We start from the raw sequence: 13,616 nt of genomic DNA, 5'->3' as shown, positions 1-13,616 counted from the left end.
CACATAAGATCCAGCCATTCTACGCAAAAGAAAGATACCTCGATGACCAAAATAACCATTACCCGCCCCGATGACTGGCATGTACACCTACGCGATGGTGACGTGCTGGCCGATACCGTAAGAGACACTGGCCGCTACATGGGCCGCGCCATCATCATGCCAAACCTGGTGCCTCCGGCCACCAATGTCGACTCGGCGCTGGCCTACTATGAGCGCATCAAAGCGGTCTGCACCACCAATTTCGAACCTCTGATGGTGCTCTATCTGACCGACAATACTACGGCTGACGATATCCGCGCCGCCAAGGCCTCGGGTAAGGTGGTTGCCGCCAAGCTTTATCCTGCGGGCGCCACAACTAACTCTGACTCGGGTGTGACAGATGTGAAGAACATCTACCCGGTACTCGAGGCGATGCAGGAAGTGGGCATGCTGTTCTTGGTCCACGGTGAGGTAACAGATTCGAGCATCGACATCTTCGACCGCGAAGCCACCTTTATCAACAATACCCTCAAGCAGGTAGTTGCCGACTTCCCGTCACTTAAGATAGTGCTGGAACATATCACCACCAAAGATGCGGTGGATTTCGTCATGGGCGCGCCTGACAATGTGGCCGCGACTATCACGGCTCACCACCTGCTTTATAACCGCAACCATATGTTGGCCGGCGGTATTCGTCCTCACTTCTACTGTCTGCCTATTCTCAAGCGCAACACCCACCAGCAGGCACTGCTGGCGGCGGCAGCGAGCGGCAGCAAGAAGTTCTTCCTGGGCACCGATTCGGCGCCACACGCCAAAGATCGTAAAGAAGCCGCCTGTGGCTGTGCGGGTTCCTACACGGCTCATGCCGCCATTGAGCTTTATGCCGAGGCGTTCGAGTCAGTGAATGCTCTGGACAAATTAGAAGCCTTTGCCAGCTTCAACGGCCCGGACTTCTACGGCCTACCGCGCAACACAGACACCATCACTCTGGTCAAGCAAAGCTGGGAAGTGCCCGCCACTTATCCACTGGGTGACACAGGCGTCGTGCCGATCCGCGCTGGCGAAACCATAGAATGGCAGGTTGAAGCCTAACCATTGCTCATCTCGCCAATAAAAAACACCGCCCGATGGCGGTGTTTTTTTTATTTTAACTTGCTGTTTCAGTTAGTCTTATTTAAGCGCTTAATCGCTTGGCTGAGTTAAATCATAGGGCAGCCAGATGCGCACCACTAACCCCTTCTGCTCACGATTATGCAGGCTGATGCGACCATCATGGGCCTCGATGATCTCCCTACACAAAGCCAAGCCTAGTCCAGTGCCAGAGTGCTTGGTGGAGTAAAAAGGTAGCAGCGCCTGGGTTAATACCTCCGGCGACATACCACTGCCCTCATCGGCTATCTCGATATTCACCCCGTCACTGCCATCGGCCAAATGCTGCTCATTAACACTCAAGGTGATCGCCTCCTCCTTCGAGCCTGACTCGTGGGCATTTTTCAGCAGATTCAGCAGCACCTGTTCCAGCTGAATAAGGTCAAAGTAACCACAGCGCTGGGGCAGTTCCCCCACAAAGGTAAAACGAAAATGCTCCGCCAACTGGGCCACCAGCTTGTGCCAATCCACCTCGCTGCGCTTGGGCAGAGGCAGTTTAGCGAAACGGGCATAGTTGAAGATAAACTGACTCAGGTGGGTAGTTCTGTCCTCTATGGTATCGAAGATAAGCTTAAGCTTAGGGTCATCAAGCGGCGCGGTGAGCTTGCGCCCCGAGTTCACCATAGAGGCGATAGGCGCCACCGAGTTGTTGAGCTCATGGCTGATGATGCGAATAACCTTCTTCCACACCGCCACCTCTTGACGGTTTAGCTCCCGGGTCATCTGCTTAAGCAGGATAAGATGATGATACTGACCATTGAGCAGAAAGCGCCCGCGAGAGAGATGCCAGGTCTCATCTTCGCAGCCCTCATCTAGGCTTGCGAGTGTAAACAGGCCACCCTTGGGATTATTCACTGCGCTCGCCAGCTCTTCACTGACGCCACTTAGCAGCTCATCGAGCATGCCCCCTTCGATCCTGGCTCCCTTGGCAAACAGATGACGGGCGGCGTCGTTGGCATAGATGATGCGCTGGCGATCATCGAGCAATACCATCACATTGGGAGAACTTTGGATCACCTTGTCCAGCAGCAGCTCACGCTGATAGATATACTGACGCTCGCGGCGAAGTACCGCTGCCGACTCGTTAAACAAACGCGACAACGCCTTAAGCTGACTGTCGCCGCTCTCGGGAATATTGACGCTGAAATCATTGTCTTTGATGTTAAGCAGTCCGACCTCCAGCGCCTTGAGACTGGTGGATAGCCCTTGGGTCAACCAGCGGGTCAAGAGCCAAACCAAGGCACCAGCCAGCAGCATACAAGTCAGCACAGGCCCTAGGGTCAGGCTCTGCGACAACTCAGGGAACAGATTTACTAACAGCAAAGCAAACAGGCCTATCGCCAATTGACTGGCTATCACATTGCCCCAGATAAGCTTAGTGCGCAGCGTCAGGGTCATTTCTCGATCCCAAATTTTTCCATGCGGCGATAGAGCGCCTGACGGCTTAGCCCCAGCGACTTGGCCACACGGGCGATCACCCCGTTATGCTCTGCCAGGGCCTGCTCGATATCGGCTTCGGTAGGCTCGCTGCGGCTGGTCTCAGCCACATCAGCTGCACCTTCAGCGGTAGCGGTTTGCGCTTGGCTAACAGCAGAGGGATTCGCCTGCGGTGCCGTGTTGAATGCCGCCACAGATGGCTGGTCGCTCACAGGCTTCAAACCAAAGTCGGTCATGGTCAGCGTGGGGCTGGCGGCCAGGATCACCGCTCGCTTGCAGGCATTCTCCAGCTCGCGCACATTGCCCGGCCAAGGATAGCTGACCAACGCCTGTTGGGTAGGCTTACTCAGGCTAAAATCCTGACCGATGAAGTGATTCACCAGGGGCAAAATATCATCCTGACGCTGATTAAGGGGCGGCAGGGCCAGCTCGATCACATTGAGACGGTAGAAAAGATCCTCACGGAAGCGACCGCTGGCGATATCATCGGCGAGATCCGCATTGGTAGCGCTGATCACCCGCACCTTCACCTTGCGGGTCTGATGGCTGCCCAGACGCTCGAACTCGCCGGTCTGCAACACACGCAGCAGTTTCACCTGCCCAGACAGTGGCAGATTGCCTATCTCATCGAGAAACAGGGTGCCACCGTCGGCGGCCTCGAAACGGCCGATACGCGTCTTATTGGCGCCGGTAAAGGCGCCCGCCTCAGCGCCAAACAGCTCTGCCTCCAGCAGCTCCATAGGTAGCGCGCCGATATTCACCTTGATGAAGGGCTTATGCTTGAGGGGCGAGTTAGCGTGCAGTATGTCCGCCAGCTTATCCTTACCGGCACCGTTTGGCCCTGTGATTAATACTGACACGTCGGATTTGGCGATCTGCAGCGCGAGGTCAATGCAGCGCTGCATCGCGCCGCTGCCAAAGACAATGCCGCAAAGATCGGCATCCTTTATCGCCGACATCCGCTGATGCTCCGAGCGGGCCAGCTGAGAATTCTGCTGTGACAGGGTGTGAAGGGAGATCAGGTTGTTGACGCTGTTAAGTAGCTTGTCATCGTCCCAGGGCTTGCCCATGTAGTCGGCGGCGCCCTCTTTTACCAGCTCAACCGCCAGCTCCAGTTGGGTCCAGGCGGTCAGGAGTATGATGGGCAGCTGGGGCTGACAGGCGCGAATGTCGTAAAACAGGCGCTTGCCCTCTTCGCCCGAGGTGGTGTCCTGGGTAAAGTTCATGTCCTGGATCACCAGGGCGATCTCCTGCTCGGCCACCAACGCCAGGGCTTCGTCCGGCGAGAAACAACTTAGGGTCTTAAATCCATTGAGTTCCAGCATTAAAGAAAGCGCGCTGCAAACTGCCTGGTTGTCATCGACGATGAGAATCGTATCCATATCTTCTAATAGGGTCTGTTGACCTTTCCTATTTGTTTCTGCAGCCGTTTGCCTGTGATTGATACAAGGCAAAACCTGTATCCTATAGTTGTTCTACTCTAACTGGCGAGAACGCCGTAAAAATGACCTACAAACGCTGCCCAAGGGGTTCATCTAAACGCCTCCTGCTCTGTGTTATACGCAATTAACATAGCGCTGCTATGCCGCATTGCGCATGCCTTGAGAAAAATGCGTTTAGATTGAACATAAACTAAACCTGAAAGATAAACAGACCCTAAGCCTTTTACACATAAAAACAACAAACTAACCGAAAGCGCCGCCGATGAAAAGGGCAAACGCTCTCGGTGAATCTGTGGTTAACGACTTTGGGTTAACGTCTTTAGGTTAACGTCTTTGGGTTAACATCCTTGTGTTAGACGCTACGGGTCGCCATGGCCGGCGAGATGTTCGCCGCCTTGCGTGCCGGCAGCACTACGGCAACCGTGGTCACCAGCAACATACCCACTACCGTCAGTACCGGGTAGAGGAGGTTGAGCTGCGGCAGATCATAGTACTTCATCAACTGCTGCCCCAGCAGTACCGCCAGGCTGGCGCCTAATATCCCACCCGAGAGACAGATGAGGTAGTTCTCCACCAGGAAGAGGCTCAAGATATCTCCCTTGGTCGCTCCCAGAGCGCGACGAGTGCCTATCTGCTTGGTTCGGCGCTGGATATTGAACATCACCATACCTGTCAAGCCCAGGCTAGTTATCAACAGCAGCAGGACCACCATCATAGAGAGCACGGTAATCATCAGCTCGTGATCCCGGTAGGAGCGCTTCTTCACCTCGGCGACAGACTGAAAATCGTCGATCACTCGGTTGGGATTCTCCTTCATCAACGCCTTGGTAATAGCGTCTTGCACTGCCTTATGCTGACTGGGCTCCGCACGCACCATATAGCTATAACCCGCAAAGTCGACGTTGTGGATCACACTGTATTCAAGCTCGTCGCTGTCGACCCAGGCGCCCTGAAACTTCTCCACTACGCCAACCACCTCAAGCTGCTCATCATCGACATAGAGCAACTTACCGATGGCCGACTCACCCGGCCATACCGCCTCACCCAATGCCTTGGAGATGATCGCCAGCTTACCGGGATCGTTGACGCTCTTATTGATCTCATCGGCGTAGAAATTACGCCCCTCGACGAGCTTGAGTCCAAGCGTCTTAACGGTATGCTCTGTGCCCAGGTACATGGCAAACTGTGGCGTTGACTTGGCCGTCTCAGGATCTGGCCCCAGATTGAGGGTGCTCGACCAACCACTGCCGCTCAGGGGTAACATGTTAGTGGAGGTGGCCGCCTCTACGTTAGGCAAAGCGCGCAGGATCTGCTGATCGATCTTATTTTGCTGTTCGCCATCTATGCTGGGATCGAAGTTAAACACACTAAAGGTCAGTACCTGCTCTTCATCTATGCCAGAGTCGCGCTGCATCAACTGCAGACGCTCATGAATGATGAAACTGGCATTAGCGACAATCGCCACCGATAGGACTATCTGTACAAACAGCAATACTGGGCCACTCTTACTGCGCAACAAGCTGCTAAAAATTGGTTTAATATTAAGCATTTTCAATCCCTTATTGGCTCTTCAAGTAGACGCTTGGTTTAGTGCGGCACACCACCCAGGCAGGATAAAGTCCGGCCAGCAGTGCGGTACCCACGGCGATAGCTGGAGTGATCAGCCACATACTCATAGAAAGATGGGTCAGTCCCTCGGCGACGCCAAAGCGCGCAGACAGGGCATAAAGAGCACCCCAGGCCCACAACAGCCCCACCAGGCCACCAAACAGGCCGATAACCCCTACTTCCACCATGTACTGAGAGAAGATTTGCACACGGCTGGCACCGATGGCACGTCTGACTCCCACTTCGGGGGCACGCTTAAGAAACTTGGTCAACATCAGGCCGAGAATATTGACCAGGCAGACGCTGAGGAACAGGGCGCTTAACCCCACCAATATCTTATTATCTTCCGGCACCACATGGCTGCGCTCCAACCAGCCTGCAACGTCAGACATAAGCAGGGAATCTTCAGGCGACTTGTTATCAGTAAAACGACCCAACGCCTTCTGCTGCTCCACATAGTTGGCGAGATAGCTCTTATAAGCGGCGCGATCTTCACTCGTCGGCAGATAGGTCCAAAACTCCAGCCACACCTTCTCCGAATTCAACCTGTCCTGATAGTTGTTCATCTGCTCATATTTCCAGCCAGATGAGTTACCCCAGATGCTGAACTCCTCGTTAGCCGCCAGGGAAAATGGAACAAAGATCTGCTCCGATTTAGCAAAGGCGCCACTGGTGGGGTCGTAATACTTAGGCTGAGGGTTCCAGTCGCCAATTACCCCCACCACCTGATAGGGCTTACGGTTGAGGTAGATGGTCTTGCCCACGCTATTTTCACCGCCAAACAATTTTTGGTTGAGCTTCTCACCGATCACCGCCTGATAGGCCGGATTCAGATCCACCTCCTTGTCCCAAGGATTACCAAAGACAAAGGGCACTTCAAACATCTTGAAGAAATCACCATCTGTGACTCTAATACCTTGCAACCTTGGCAACACCTCTGGGTTATCTGTCTGCACCGCCATGCCGCTACGAAACATCGCCGCTTGAGCCGGAGCCTTATTATCTTTACGCAGGTTCATCGCATCCTGATAGGTGATCAGGCGGTGAAAATCATCCCAGGAGTCCGGTCCCTGTGACCAGAATTGAATCGCGTTGAGCTGCTCGGAGCGCTCCCCCGCTGGGTTATAGGCCATCATGCTGTAAACGTTTAGCGTGGTGATGGTGATGCCTATTCCCACGGAGATGGCCAGCACCATAAGCAGCGACATAATCGGTGTCTTGCGGATACTGCGCCAGGCCAGATCGACGTAATATAAAAACATATTTACTCTCCTTAGCTGGCGGCTTTTTCGGCCGAGTCCACCAGATGCGGCTGACCGCCCTGATAAAGGGTAAAGTCACACACCTGACCATCGACGATCTGAATATTGCGCTGGGCGCGGCGCGCCAGCTCAGGATCATGGGTCACCATGATGATGGTAGTGCCCGCCTTATTGATCTCTTCTAAAAGCTCCATCACCTGACGAGCCATCAGGCTGTCCAAGTTACCTGTTGGCTCGTCGGCGAGGAGAAATCTTGGTTCGCCAGCCAGGGCGCGGGCAATCGCCACACGCTGCTGCTGACCACCGGAAAGTTGTGACGGCAGATGCTTCATACGCGCCCCCAGGCCCACCTGCTCCAGCGCGGCCTTCACCCGGCGCTGACGCTCTTTGGCGCTAAAGCCGCGGTAGCGCAATGGCACCTCGACATTCTCCGCCAGATTAAGATCCGGGATAAGGTTAAAGCCCTGAAAGATAAAGCCTATCTTCTCGTTGCGAATGGCTGCTGCCTTGTTGTCGCTCAGGTTAGAGATGTTGACATCGTCCAGATGATATTCACCGTGGGTAAAGCCCTCTAACAGGCCGGCAATATTGAGAAAGGTCGTTTTGCCTGATCCCGATGGCCCTGTGACGGCCACAAACTCGCCCTCTTTCACCTCGAGATTGAAATCCCGTAACGCATGGGTTTCCACCAAATCCGTTTTAAACACCTTGTTGATATTTTTCATCGTTAACATGGGTTGTTTCCTTCATTTTTTGTATCGCGTTATTCAGTTTGTTATTGCACCAATGTCAAAATGCTTTAGGACAATCGGGCCAATAACCATTGAGTGAGATCACCGCCAACCTTGGCGACGTCGGGAAGTTGGTTTGTATCGACGGCCTGCCCATGCATGCCGGTCGCTTCTAAAATGTTGAGTCCAAGCAGGAACCAGTCTGAGGCAGACTGGGTATAGACCTGAGTCGCCACCAGCAGGAGCAATAAGGCCAGGCCTGAGACGACTTGCTGCGGATTAAGCTTTAATATCAGGGTCTTCATCGCTGCGCTCCTTAACGGATCAATACTTGTTCGGCGTTCTTAAAGGCGTCTGTGGAAGAGATAATCCACTGATCACCAGCCTCGCCACCCGAGATCACCTCTATATGACTCATGCTACGTGCCCCAAGCTGGATCTCGGTGCGCTCGGCCAGATCCCCCTCGACCGCATAGACCAGAGTGCCGCCGCCACTGTTGACGAAGGGGCCACGCTTGACCATGAGCACGTCGGGACGGTTTTCCAGTAGCACGCGGGCCGACAGGCGCTGGTTCTGACGCAGGTGTAACGCCTCTTGCTGCTTAAAGCGTACTCGGGTAGTGACCTCACGGTTGCGCACCTCAGGCGAGATGGCCGACAGCTTGCCCATCACCAGCTGACCGCCGAAATTAAGCTCGACATCCATGCCAATCCCCAGCTCGTCGGCGTAGGATTCAGGCACCGCCAGCTCGGCCTCGAAGGCGCTAAGATCCACCACGGTCAATATCGGCTGGCTATGGCCGATGCGGGCCTTCTGCTCTGTCAACCAGTTACCTATGATGCCACCGACAGGAGCCGTGATATTTAGCGCCGCCACCTGACGTTCCAGCTCGCTAACCACTAAGGCCTGACGATCCACCTCGGAGGCCTTGTTTTTCAGCTCAAAGCTCAAGGTATCTTTCATCAGCTCGGCTTCCTGCTGAGCGTGTGCATAGAGCAACTTGGCCTTGTGCAGCTCATCCTTGCTCTTCTCATAATCTATCTTGGAGATCAGGCTAGACTCGATCAGCTGATCGCCACGACGGCTCTCGCGATCGGCGGCCTCAAGATCCACCTTAGCCATATCCAGGGTCTGTATCGCCTTAAGCTGGTCGCGGCGAGCGTCGAGACGGGCACGCTCCAGAGCGCTCTGCATCCCTTCCAGCAGCGCCTGTTGCTGCTTGAGGCTGTTAGTCAGGCTGTGGCTCTCAATGGTTGCCACTACTTGGCCCTGCTCCACCTTGTCACCTGGGTTAGCGATAAGGGTCACTGTGCCCTTCTCCGGGGCGTAGAGGATAGGGGCATTGGCGGCGACTATCTTGCCGGTCGAGGCAATATCGCGAACCAGAGTGCCGCGCTCCAGGGTGGCAAAACGCAGCTCGCTGCGGTCAATCGACTCGCTCACACTACTGCCACTCACACTGGCCCACACCAGGCCAGAAACTAAAAGTACACCTGCGCCGATAGTGACAGGCCATTTAATGCGGCGTCCCAGACTGGGGGCAACTTGCTTATCTTGTCCGCTGGTATCTTTAATCATTGTTTATCCCTAACAGTGTCCGTTACTCGACTGAGTCGAATTCTGCCCATTAGGATTACAATTGCCGTGCCAACTTTTATATTCAATATTTTTCAATGCTTTAGATAAGGATGCCCGCTAGACGCCCCCTAAAAGTGTCCGCGGACACCCGTAAAAGTGTCCGGTCATTTTCCCCAGGTGTCCGCATATGAGGAAAGCCGGACATATGAGAAAGCGCGGACGTATGAAAGCGTGCGGACAAATCATGAAAACGATAGGAAGATTAGCGAGCTGGTGCGCAGCCCTTACCGCTGAAGGGCAAGGGACTGCGCCAATGAAGGGCTATCATAAAGGGCTATCATGAAGGGCTATCAGGAAAGAATTAGAACGCCCGGGCAAAGATGCTGAAGGCGGCGATGATGGCCACAAACCAAGAAAGAGAGCGTAGCGTGCTCTTATCCATGAGATAGAAGAGGTGATAGGCAGATCTGGCCGCCACATGCACTAGGGCCAACAAGCCGACGGTGTCGTCGACCTTATCTCGCGCCATTACGGTCAGCGCCGCCACCGCGAAGATCAGCAGGGACTCGAAGGCGTTCTGATGTGCCGCCAAGGCCCGGGCACCAAAGCCGGTCAGCTGAGCCTGCTGGGTTCTGGGATAGGCATTATCATAGCCCCCCTGTTTGGCCATCGCCATGCCCACAGGCACCTTGGCCAGATAGGGTAGCAACATGGCAAAGAGTAAACAGCCCAAAAGCATAGTCATTAATATTCTCCTGAATTATCTCGCCCTGTCCAAGGCTTGGCACAGAGATTCAACCCCTAAGATGGCCCTTGGCGCGGCGCGATGCAAGAGGTCGGCATCTAATTGATAGATATGGCGCTGTTTCACCGCAGGGATCTCCTGCCAGGCCGACCAGTCGATCCCGCGTACATTACCCTCATCCTGGCTCTGCAGAATCACCTGAGGTTGCTTGAGCAGCACGGCCTCCAGACTCACCTGAGGATACTCATTGGCCGCATCTCGAAATACATTCTCGCCATGACAGACCTCAATGATCTGCTCAATCCAGCTTCCCTTGGCCACCGTCATCAGGGGCACGGACCAGAGCTGATAGAAGACCCGCACCGCCGCCTTGGCCCGGTTCTCCTTACTGAGCGCCTTAAGGCCGATAAGGTACTGCTCGGCCACCCGCTCCGCTTCGCGCTCCTTGCCGGTCAGCTTACCCAGCGCCAGCAGATCGTCAGCCACCGCCTCCAACGTCTTAGGGTCGCTGTTATAGATGGGATAACCCAACTGGGTCAGGCGCTCGATATCCTCGCGCTTGTTGCCGCCGCCCCAGATGACAATCAGATCCGGGTCGAGCTCTATAACTTTCTCTATCTGTATGCCGTAGTAGCCACCGATCCGCGGGATCGCCTTGGCCGCATCGGGAAAATCGGCGTGATCTGTGGTCGCGACTACACTGTCCCCCGCCCCTATACTAAACAGCATCTCCACCCCATGGGGCGACAGGGCGATGATCCGCTTCGCAGGCGCCGCCTTAAGCCCAGGCACACACAGCAATAAGGCCAACAACAGCCACAGCTTAACCCTCATCTTCATCTATTCATTTTCCCTTTTCATAGTAAGCAGACTGAACAGTTTCATTTCGCGCCCCCACTCATTTAAATCCGCAGCTTCGTAGTTATTTTTCACAGAGATCGCCACGGTGGCTAAGCCGTCGATTTTCTAATGACATGAGCATACAGAAGTATGTGATTGGCAGTAGAAATGAAGACAATAACGCCACCGTGGTGAGCGAGAAGAAAATCCACTCGCCCATTTCAATCTGATTGCTTCTGTGGCTAAGCCGTCAAGCTGACTCAGCCCATGAGCATACATGAGTATGTGATTGGGTGAGTCAGCGCAGACAATACCGCCACAGGAGCAAACAGCCAGAAAGCCAAATTGCGTCATGAAGCCCATATCCGTCATTTCAAACTGTTCGCTTCTGTGGCTAAGCCGTCAAGCTGGCTCAGCCCATGAGCATACATGAGTATGTGATTGGGTGAGCCGGCGCAGACAATACCGCCACAGGAGCAAACAGGCAGAAAGCCAAATTGCGTCATGAAGTGCTCCAGTGCAAGACGCCCCGCAATGAACGGCGAAGACATACCTATAGGTAGGCGAGCCGTGAATGAGGTCGCAACGCCGCAATTGAGCACTGCAATAGCAATTTTCAGTAGTCGAAGCCGAGCTGGGCTTTAACGCCGTGATCAAATGCATGCTTTATGGGCTGCACCTCGCTCACCGTATCCGCCAGCTCCAAAATCGCCCTATGACAGGCACGCCCTGTAATGATGACATGCTGCATGGGCGGACGATTCTTAAGTGCCGTCAGCACCCGGTCCAGATCCAGGTAGTGATAGCTCACCATGTAGGTGAGCTCATCGAGCAGCACTATGTCTATGGTGTCATCGCTCAGCAGGGTCTCGGCTGCCTCCCAGGCGCTCAGCGCCGCCAGAGTATCTTTCTCTCTGTCTTGGGTCTCCCAGGTAAAGCCCGTGGCCATCACATGAAACTCGACGCCAACTTGCTCTAACACGGCGCGCTCGCCGCAGGGCCAGTTGCCCTTAATAAACTGCACCACGGCCGCCTTCTTGCCATGACCCACGGCGCGGGTGATATTGCCAAAGCCCGCCGTGGTCTTCCCCTTGCCGTTCCCCGTCATCACCAGCAAGACCCCTTTTTCGGTCTGGGCCTTGGCGATCTTGGCGTCGACCGCCTCTTTTACCTTCTGCTGGCGCGCCTTATGACGCTCGGCCTTGTCCGCTAACTGCTTGTCACTGTTCATCCTGTTCCCCTGTAAATAATTCATTTGTTCCAGTCGCCCTTTAGCGGTTTCTCTGCAGCAGTGCGCTTACGCGTGTCATATCCAGATGTTCGGCCAGCGTATCGGCCAGGCGATCTAACTGCGCCTGCTTAATTGCCTGAGTATCGATAACCGCAGCTTGTGTCAATCCCGCCCAGCTCAGTAGCAGCTCACAGGCGGCGGGGGTATCAAACAGGCCATGCAGATAGCTGCCCAAGATCTGCCCATCCGCCGACACTGCGCCGTCGCTAAAGTGCTTGCCATCATCCCCCTCAAGCGACAAAGGATGCTTTGACGAGGACAGCACCTTGGAGCGACCACAGTGGATCTCATAGCCAGTCACTGGCGCCGTCTCACCCTGCAAGTGCAGGCTACCGCTCACCTGGGCCAGACGCTTGCTTGCCGTCAACTCGGTCACTATGGGCAGCAGCCCCAGGCCATCGCTTTCACCCGCCTCACCTTCGACCCCTTGGGGATCTTCAATCGCCAGCCCCAATATCTGATAACCGCCGCAGATGCCGATCACCTTACCACCATATCTTAAGTGCGCTTTAAGCATGCGATCCCAGCCCTGCTCTACCAGGGTGGCCAGGTCCTGACGTACGCTCTTGCTGCCAGGCAGTATGATGAGATCCGCCTGTGGCGGTGTGCCATCGAAGGCCTCGGTCACTGTCTGATAGCGAAAGTCGATCTCTGGATGCAGCCTAAGGGGATCGAAATCCGTGTGGTTGCTGATGCGAGGAAAGACCAATACCAGCACCTTAAAACGAGCCTGACCCTGAGTCACCTGACGGGCATCCAGGGCGTCTTCCGCCTCAAGATGCAGATCCTTAAGGTAGGGCAAGACACCAAGCACAGGCTTGTTTATCCTGGCCTCCAGCCAATCCAGCCCCGGCTGTAACAGCGCAATATCGCCGCGAAAACGGTTGATCACCACGCCCTTAACCCTGGCCTGTTCCGATTCTGACAACAACTCCAAGGTGCCGACGATATGGGCAAATACGCCTCCCTTGTCGATGTCGGCGATCAGGATCACCGGGCAGTCGACCTCCTCGGCAAAGCCCATGTTGGCGATATCGCCCTCACGCAGGTTGATCTCCGCCGGGCTGCCCGCCCCTTCCACCATGATCAGCGCATATTGCTCTCTTAGGCGCGACAATGAGTCGAGCACCGCTGCCATCGCCTTGGTGCGATAGCCCTGACTATCCTTGCCGAAATAGGCTTTACCGTCCATGTGCGACAGCGCCTTGCCCTGTACAATCACCTGCGAGCTGGTATCCGAGTTGGGTTTGAGCAGAATCGGGTTAAAGTCTGTGTGGGGAGCCAGATAACAGGCCTCGGCCTGCAGCGCCTGGGCGCGGCCTATCTCGCCACCATCTATGGTGACGGCGCTGTTGAGCGCCATGTTTTGCGGCTTAAAGGGCGCCACCTTATCTCCCTGACGGGCGAAATAGCGGCATAGCCCCGCCACCAGGGTGCTCTTACCCGCATCCGAGGTGGTGCCCTGCACCATCAAGATAGCCGCCTGCTGAGAGCTCGGCTGAGCAGCATCAAACTGCTTATTTGGGTTATCCATTGTCATTGCTGTTATTTCC

Annotated in this window: 13 protein-coding genes; 1 reads left to right on the top strand and 12 read right to left on the bottom strand. The window is 54.9% G+C overall.

Annotated elements, in window-relative coordinates:
- Positions 1-42 precede the first annotated feature (42 nt).
- On the top strand, positions 43-1,071 hold the full coding sequence (gene pyrC, locus CFF01_RS03480) for a dihydroorotase (RefSeq protein ID WP_088903877.1): 1,029 nt from the start codon (positions 43-45) through the stop codon (positions 1,069-1,071).
- Between the two features lie 90 nt (positions 1,072-1,161).
- Here pyrC and CFF01_RS03475 read toward each other — a convergent pair whose 3' ends face one another.
- The 12 genes from CFF01_RS03475 to CFF01_RS03425 all read right to left on the bottom strand — a co-directional run bounded on the left by CFF01_RS03475 (position 1,162) and on the right by CFF01_RS03425 (position 13,603).
- Positions 1,162-2,526, bottom strand: coding sequence for a sensor histidine kinase (locus CFF01_RS03475; RefSeq protein ID WP_088903876.1), 1,365 nt, complete (start codon positions 2,524-2,526; stop codon positions 1,162-1,164).
- Entirely contained in the window at positions 2,523-3,947 is a 1,425-nt protein-coding gene (locus tag CFF01_RS03470) for a sigma-54-dependent transcriptional regulator (RefSeq protein ID WP_088903875.1), read from the bottom strand. Before CFF01_RS03470 ends, CFF01_RS03475 begins: the two co-directional genes overlap by 4 nt.
- Before the next feature lie 412 nt (positions 3,948-4,359).
- Positions 4,360-5,556 (bottom strand): FtsX-like permease family protein, encoded by a 1,197-nt coding sequence (locus CFF01_RS03465; protein ID WP_088903874.1) that lies wholly within the window; start codon positions 5,554-5,556, stop codon positions 4,360-4,362.
- Positions 5,557-5,566: 10 nt separating this feature from the next.
- Positions 5,567-6,877: an ABC transporter permease gene (locus CFF01_RS03460; RefSeq protein ID WP_088903873.1), complete on the bottom strand. Its 1,311-nt coding sequence runs from the start codon at positions 6,875-6,877 to the stop codon at positions 5,567-5,569.
- An 11-nt stretch (positions 6,878-6,888) separates the two neighbouring features.
- On the bottom strand, positions 6,889-7,611 hold the full coding sequence (locus CFF01_RS03455; RefSeq protein WP_033539911.1) for an ABC transporter ATP-binding protein: 723 nt from the start codon (positions 7,609-7,611) through the stop codon (positions 6,889-6,891).
- 65 nt (positions 7,612-7,676) lie between these two features.
- Positions 7,677-7,913, bottom strand: a complete 237-nt coding sequence (locus tag CFF01_RS03450; RefSeq protein ID WP_088903872.1) for a hypothetical protein — start codon at positions 7,911-7,913, stop codon at positions 7,677-7,679.
- 11 nt (positions 7,914-7,924) lie between these two features.
- Positions 7,925-9,187, bottom strand: coding sequence for an efflux RND transporter periplasmic adaptor subunit (locus CFF01_RS03445; protein WP_088903871.1), 1,263 nt, complete (start codon positions 9,185-9,187; stop codon positions 7,925-7,927).
- A 361-nt stretch (positions 9,188-9,548) separates the two neighbouring features.
- Positions 9,549-9,932, bottom strand: coding sequence for an MAPEG family protein (locus CFF01_RS03440; RefSeq protein ID WP_088903870.1), 384 nt, complete (start codon positions 9,930-9,932; stop codon positions 9,549-9,551).
- A gap of 15 nt (positions 9,933-9,947) precedes the next feature.
- The gene (locus CFF01_RS03435) at positions 9,948-10,772 is read right to left on the bottom strand and encodes a cobalamin-binding protein (protein WP_088903869.1); all 825 of its coding nucleotides are present in this window, start codon (positions 10,770-10,772) and stop codon (positions 9,948-9,950) included.
- A 368-nt stretch (positions 10,773-11,140) separates the two neighbouring features.
- Positions 11,141-11,278: a hypothetical protein gene (locus tag CFF01_RS19115; RefSeq protein WP_157704931.1), complete on the bottom strand. Its 138-nt coding sequence runs from the start codon at positions 11,276-11,278 to the stop codon at positions 11,141-11,143.
- Positions 11,279-11,388: 110 nt separating this feature from the next.
- Positions 11,389-12,003, bottom strand: coding sequence for a cob(I)yrinic acid a,c-diamide adenosyltransferase (gene cobO, locus CFF01_RS03430; protein ID WP_088903868.1), 615 nt, complete (start codon positions 12,001-12,003; stop codon positions 11,389-11,391).
- Between the two features lie 40 nt (positions 12,004-12,043).
- Positions 12,044-13,603 (bottom strand): cobyric acid synthase, encoded by a 1,560-nt coding sequence (locus CFF01_RS03425; RefSeq protein WP_088903867.1) that lies wholly within the window; start codon positions 13,601-13,603, stop codon positions 12,044-12,046.
- Positions 13,604-13,616 lie beyond the last annotated feature (13 nt).

It is taken from the genome of Shewanella marisflavi (assembly GCF_002215585.1).
GTDB lineage: Bacteria > Pseudomonadota > Gammaproteobacteria > Enterobacterales > Shewanellaceae > Shewanella > Shewanella marisflavi.
The sequence above is the reverse complement of the archived record's forward strand: the minus strand, read 5'-3'. Positions and strand labels throughout refer to the sequence as shown.

Excerpts from the sequence above, each read along its gene's own strand:
- pyrC (WP_088903877.1), top strand. The coding sequence starts at position 43 with ATGACCAAAATAACCATTACCCGCCCCGATGACTGGCATGTACACCTA.
- CFF01_RS03475 (WP_088903876.1), bottom strand. The coding sequence starts at position 2,526 with ATGACCCTGACGCTGCGCACTAAGCTTATCTGGGGCAATGTGATAGCC.
- CFF01_RS19115 (WP_157704931.1), bottom strand. The coding sequence starts at position 11,278 with ATGACGCAATTTGGCTTTCTGCCTGTTTGCTCCTGTGGCGGTATTGTC.
- CFF01_RS03470 (WP_088903875.1), bottom strand. The coding sequence starts at position 3,947 with ATGGATACGATTCTCATCGTCGATGACAACCAGGCAGTTTGCAGCGCG.
- CFF01_RS03450 (WP_088903872.1), bottom strand. The coding sequence starts at position 7,913 with ATGAAGACCCTGATATTAAAGCTTAATCCGCAGCAAGTCGTCTCAGGC.
- CFF01_RS03465 (WP_088903874.1), bottom strand. The coding sequence starts at position 5,556 with ATGCTTAATATTAAACCAATTTTTAGCAGCTTGTTGCGCAGTAAGAGT.
- CFF01_RS03455 (WP_033539911.1), bottom strand. The coding sequence starts at position 7,611 with ATGTTAACGATGAAAAATATCAACAAGGTGTTTAAAACGGATTTGGTG.
- CFF01_RS03445 (WP_088903871.1), bottom strand. The coding sequence starts at position 9,187 with ATGATTAAAGATACCAGCGGACAAGATAAGCAAGTTGCCCCCAGTCTG.
- CFF01_RS03440 (WP_088903870.1), bottom strand. The coding sequence starts at position 9,932 with ATGACTATGCTTTTGGGCTGTTTACTCTTTGCCATGTTGCTACCCTAT.
- CFF01_RS03425 (WP_088903867.1), bottom strand. The coding sequence starts at position 13,603 with ATGACAATGGATAACCCAAATAAGCAGTTTGATGCTGCTCAGCCGAGC.
- CFF01_RS03460 (WP_088903873.1), bottom strand. The coding sequence starts at position 6,877 with ATGTTTTTATATTACGTCGATCTGGCCTGGCGCAGTATCCGCAAGACA.
- cobO (WP_088903868.1), bottom strand. The coding sequence starts at position 12,003 with ATGAACAGTGACAAGCAGTTAGCGGACAAGGCCGAGCGTCATAAGGCG.
- CFF01_RS03435 (WP_088903869.1), bottom strand. The coding sequence starts at position 10,772 with ATGAAGATGAGGGTTAAGCTGTGGCTGTTGTTGGCCTTATTGCTGTGT.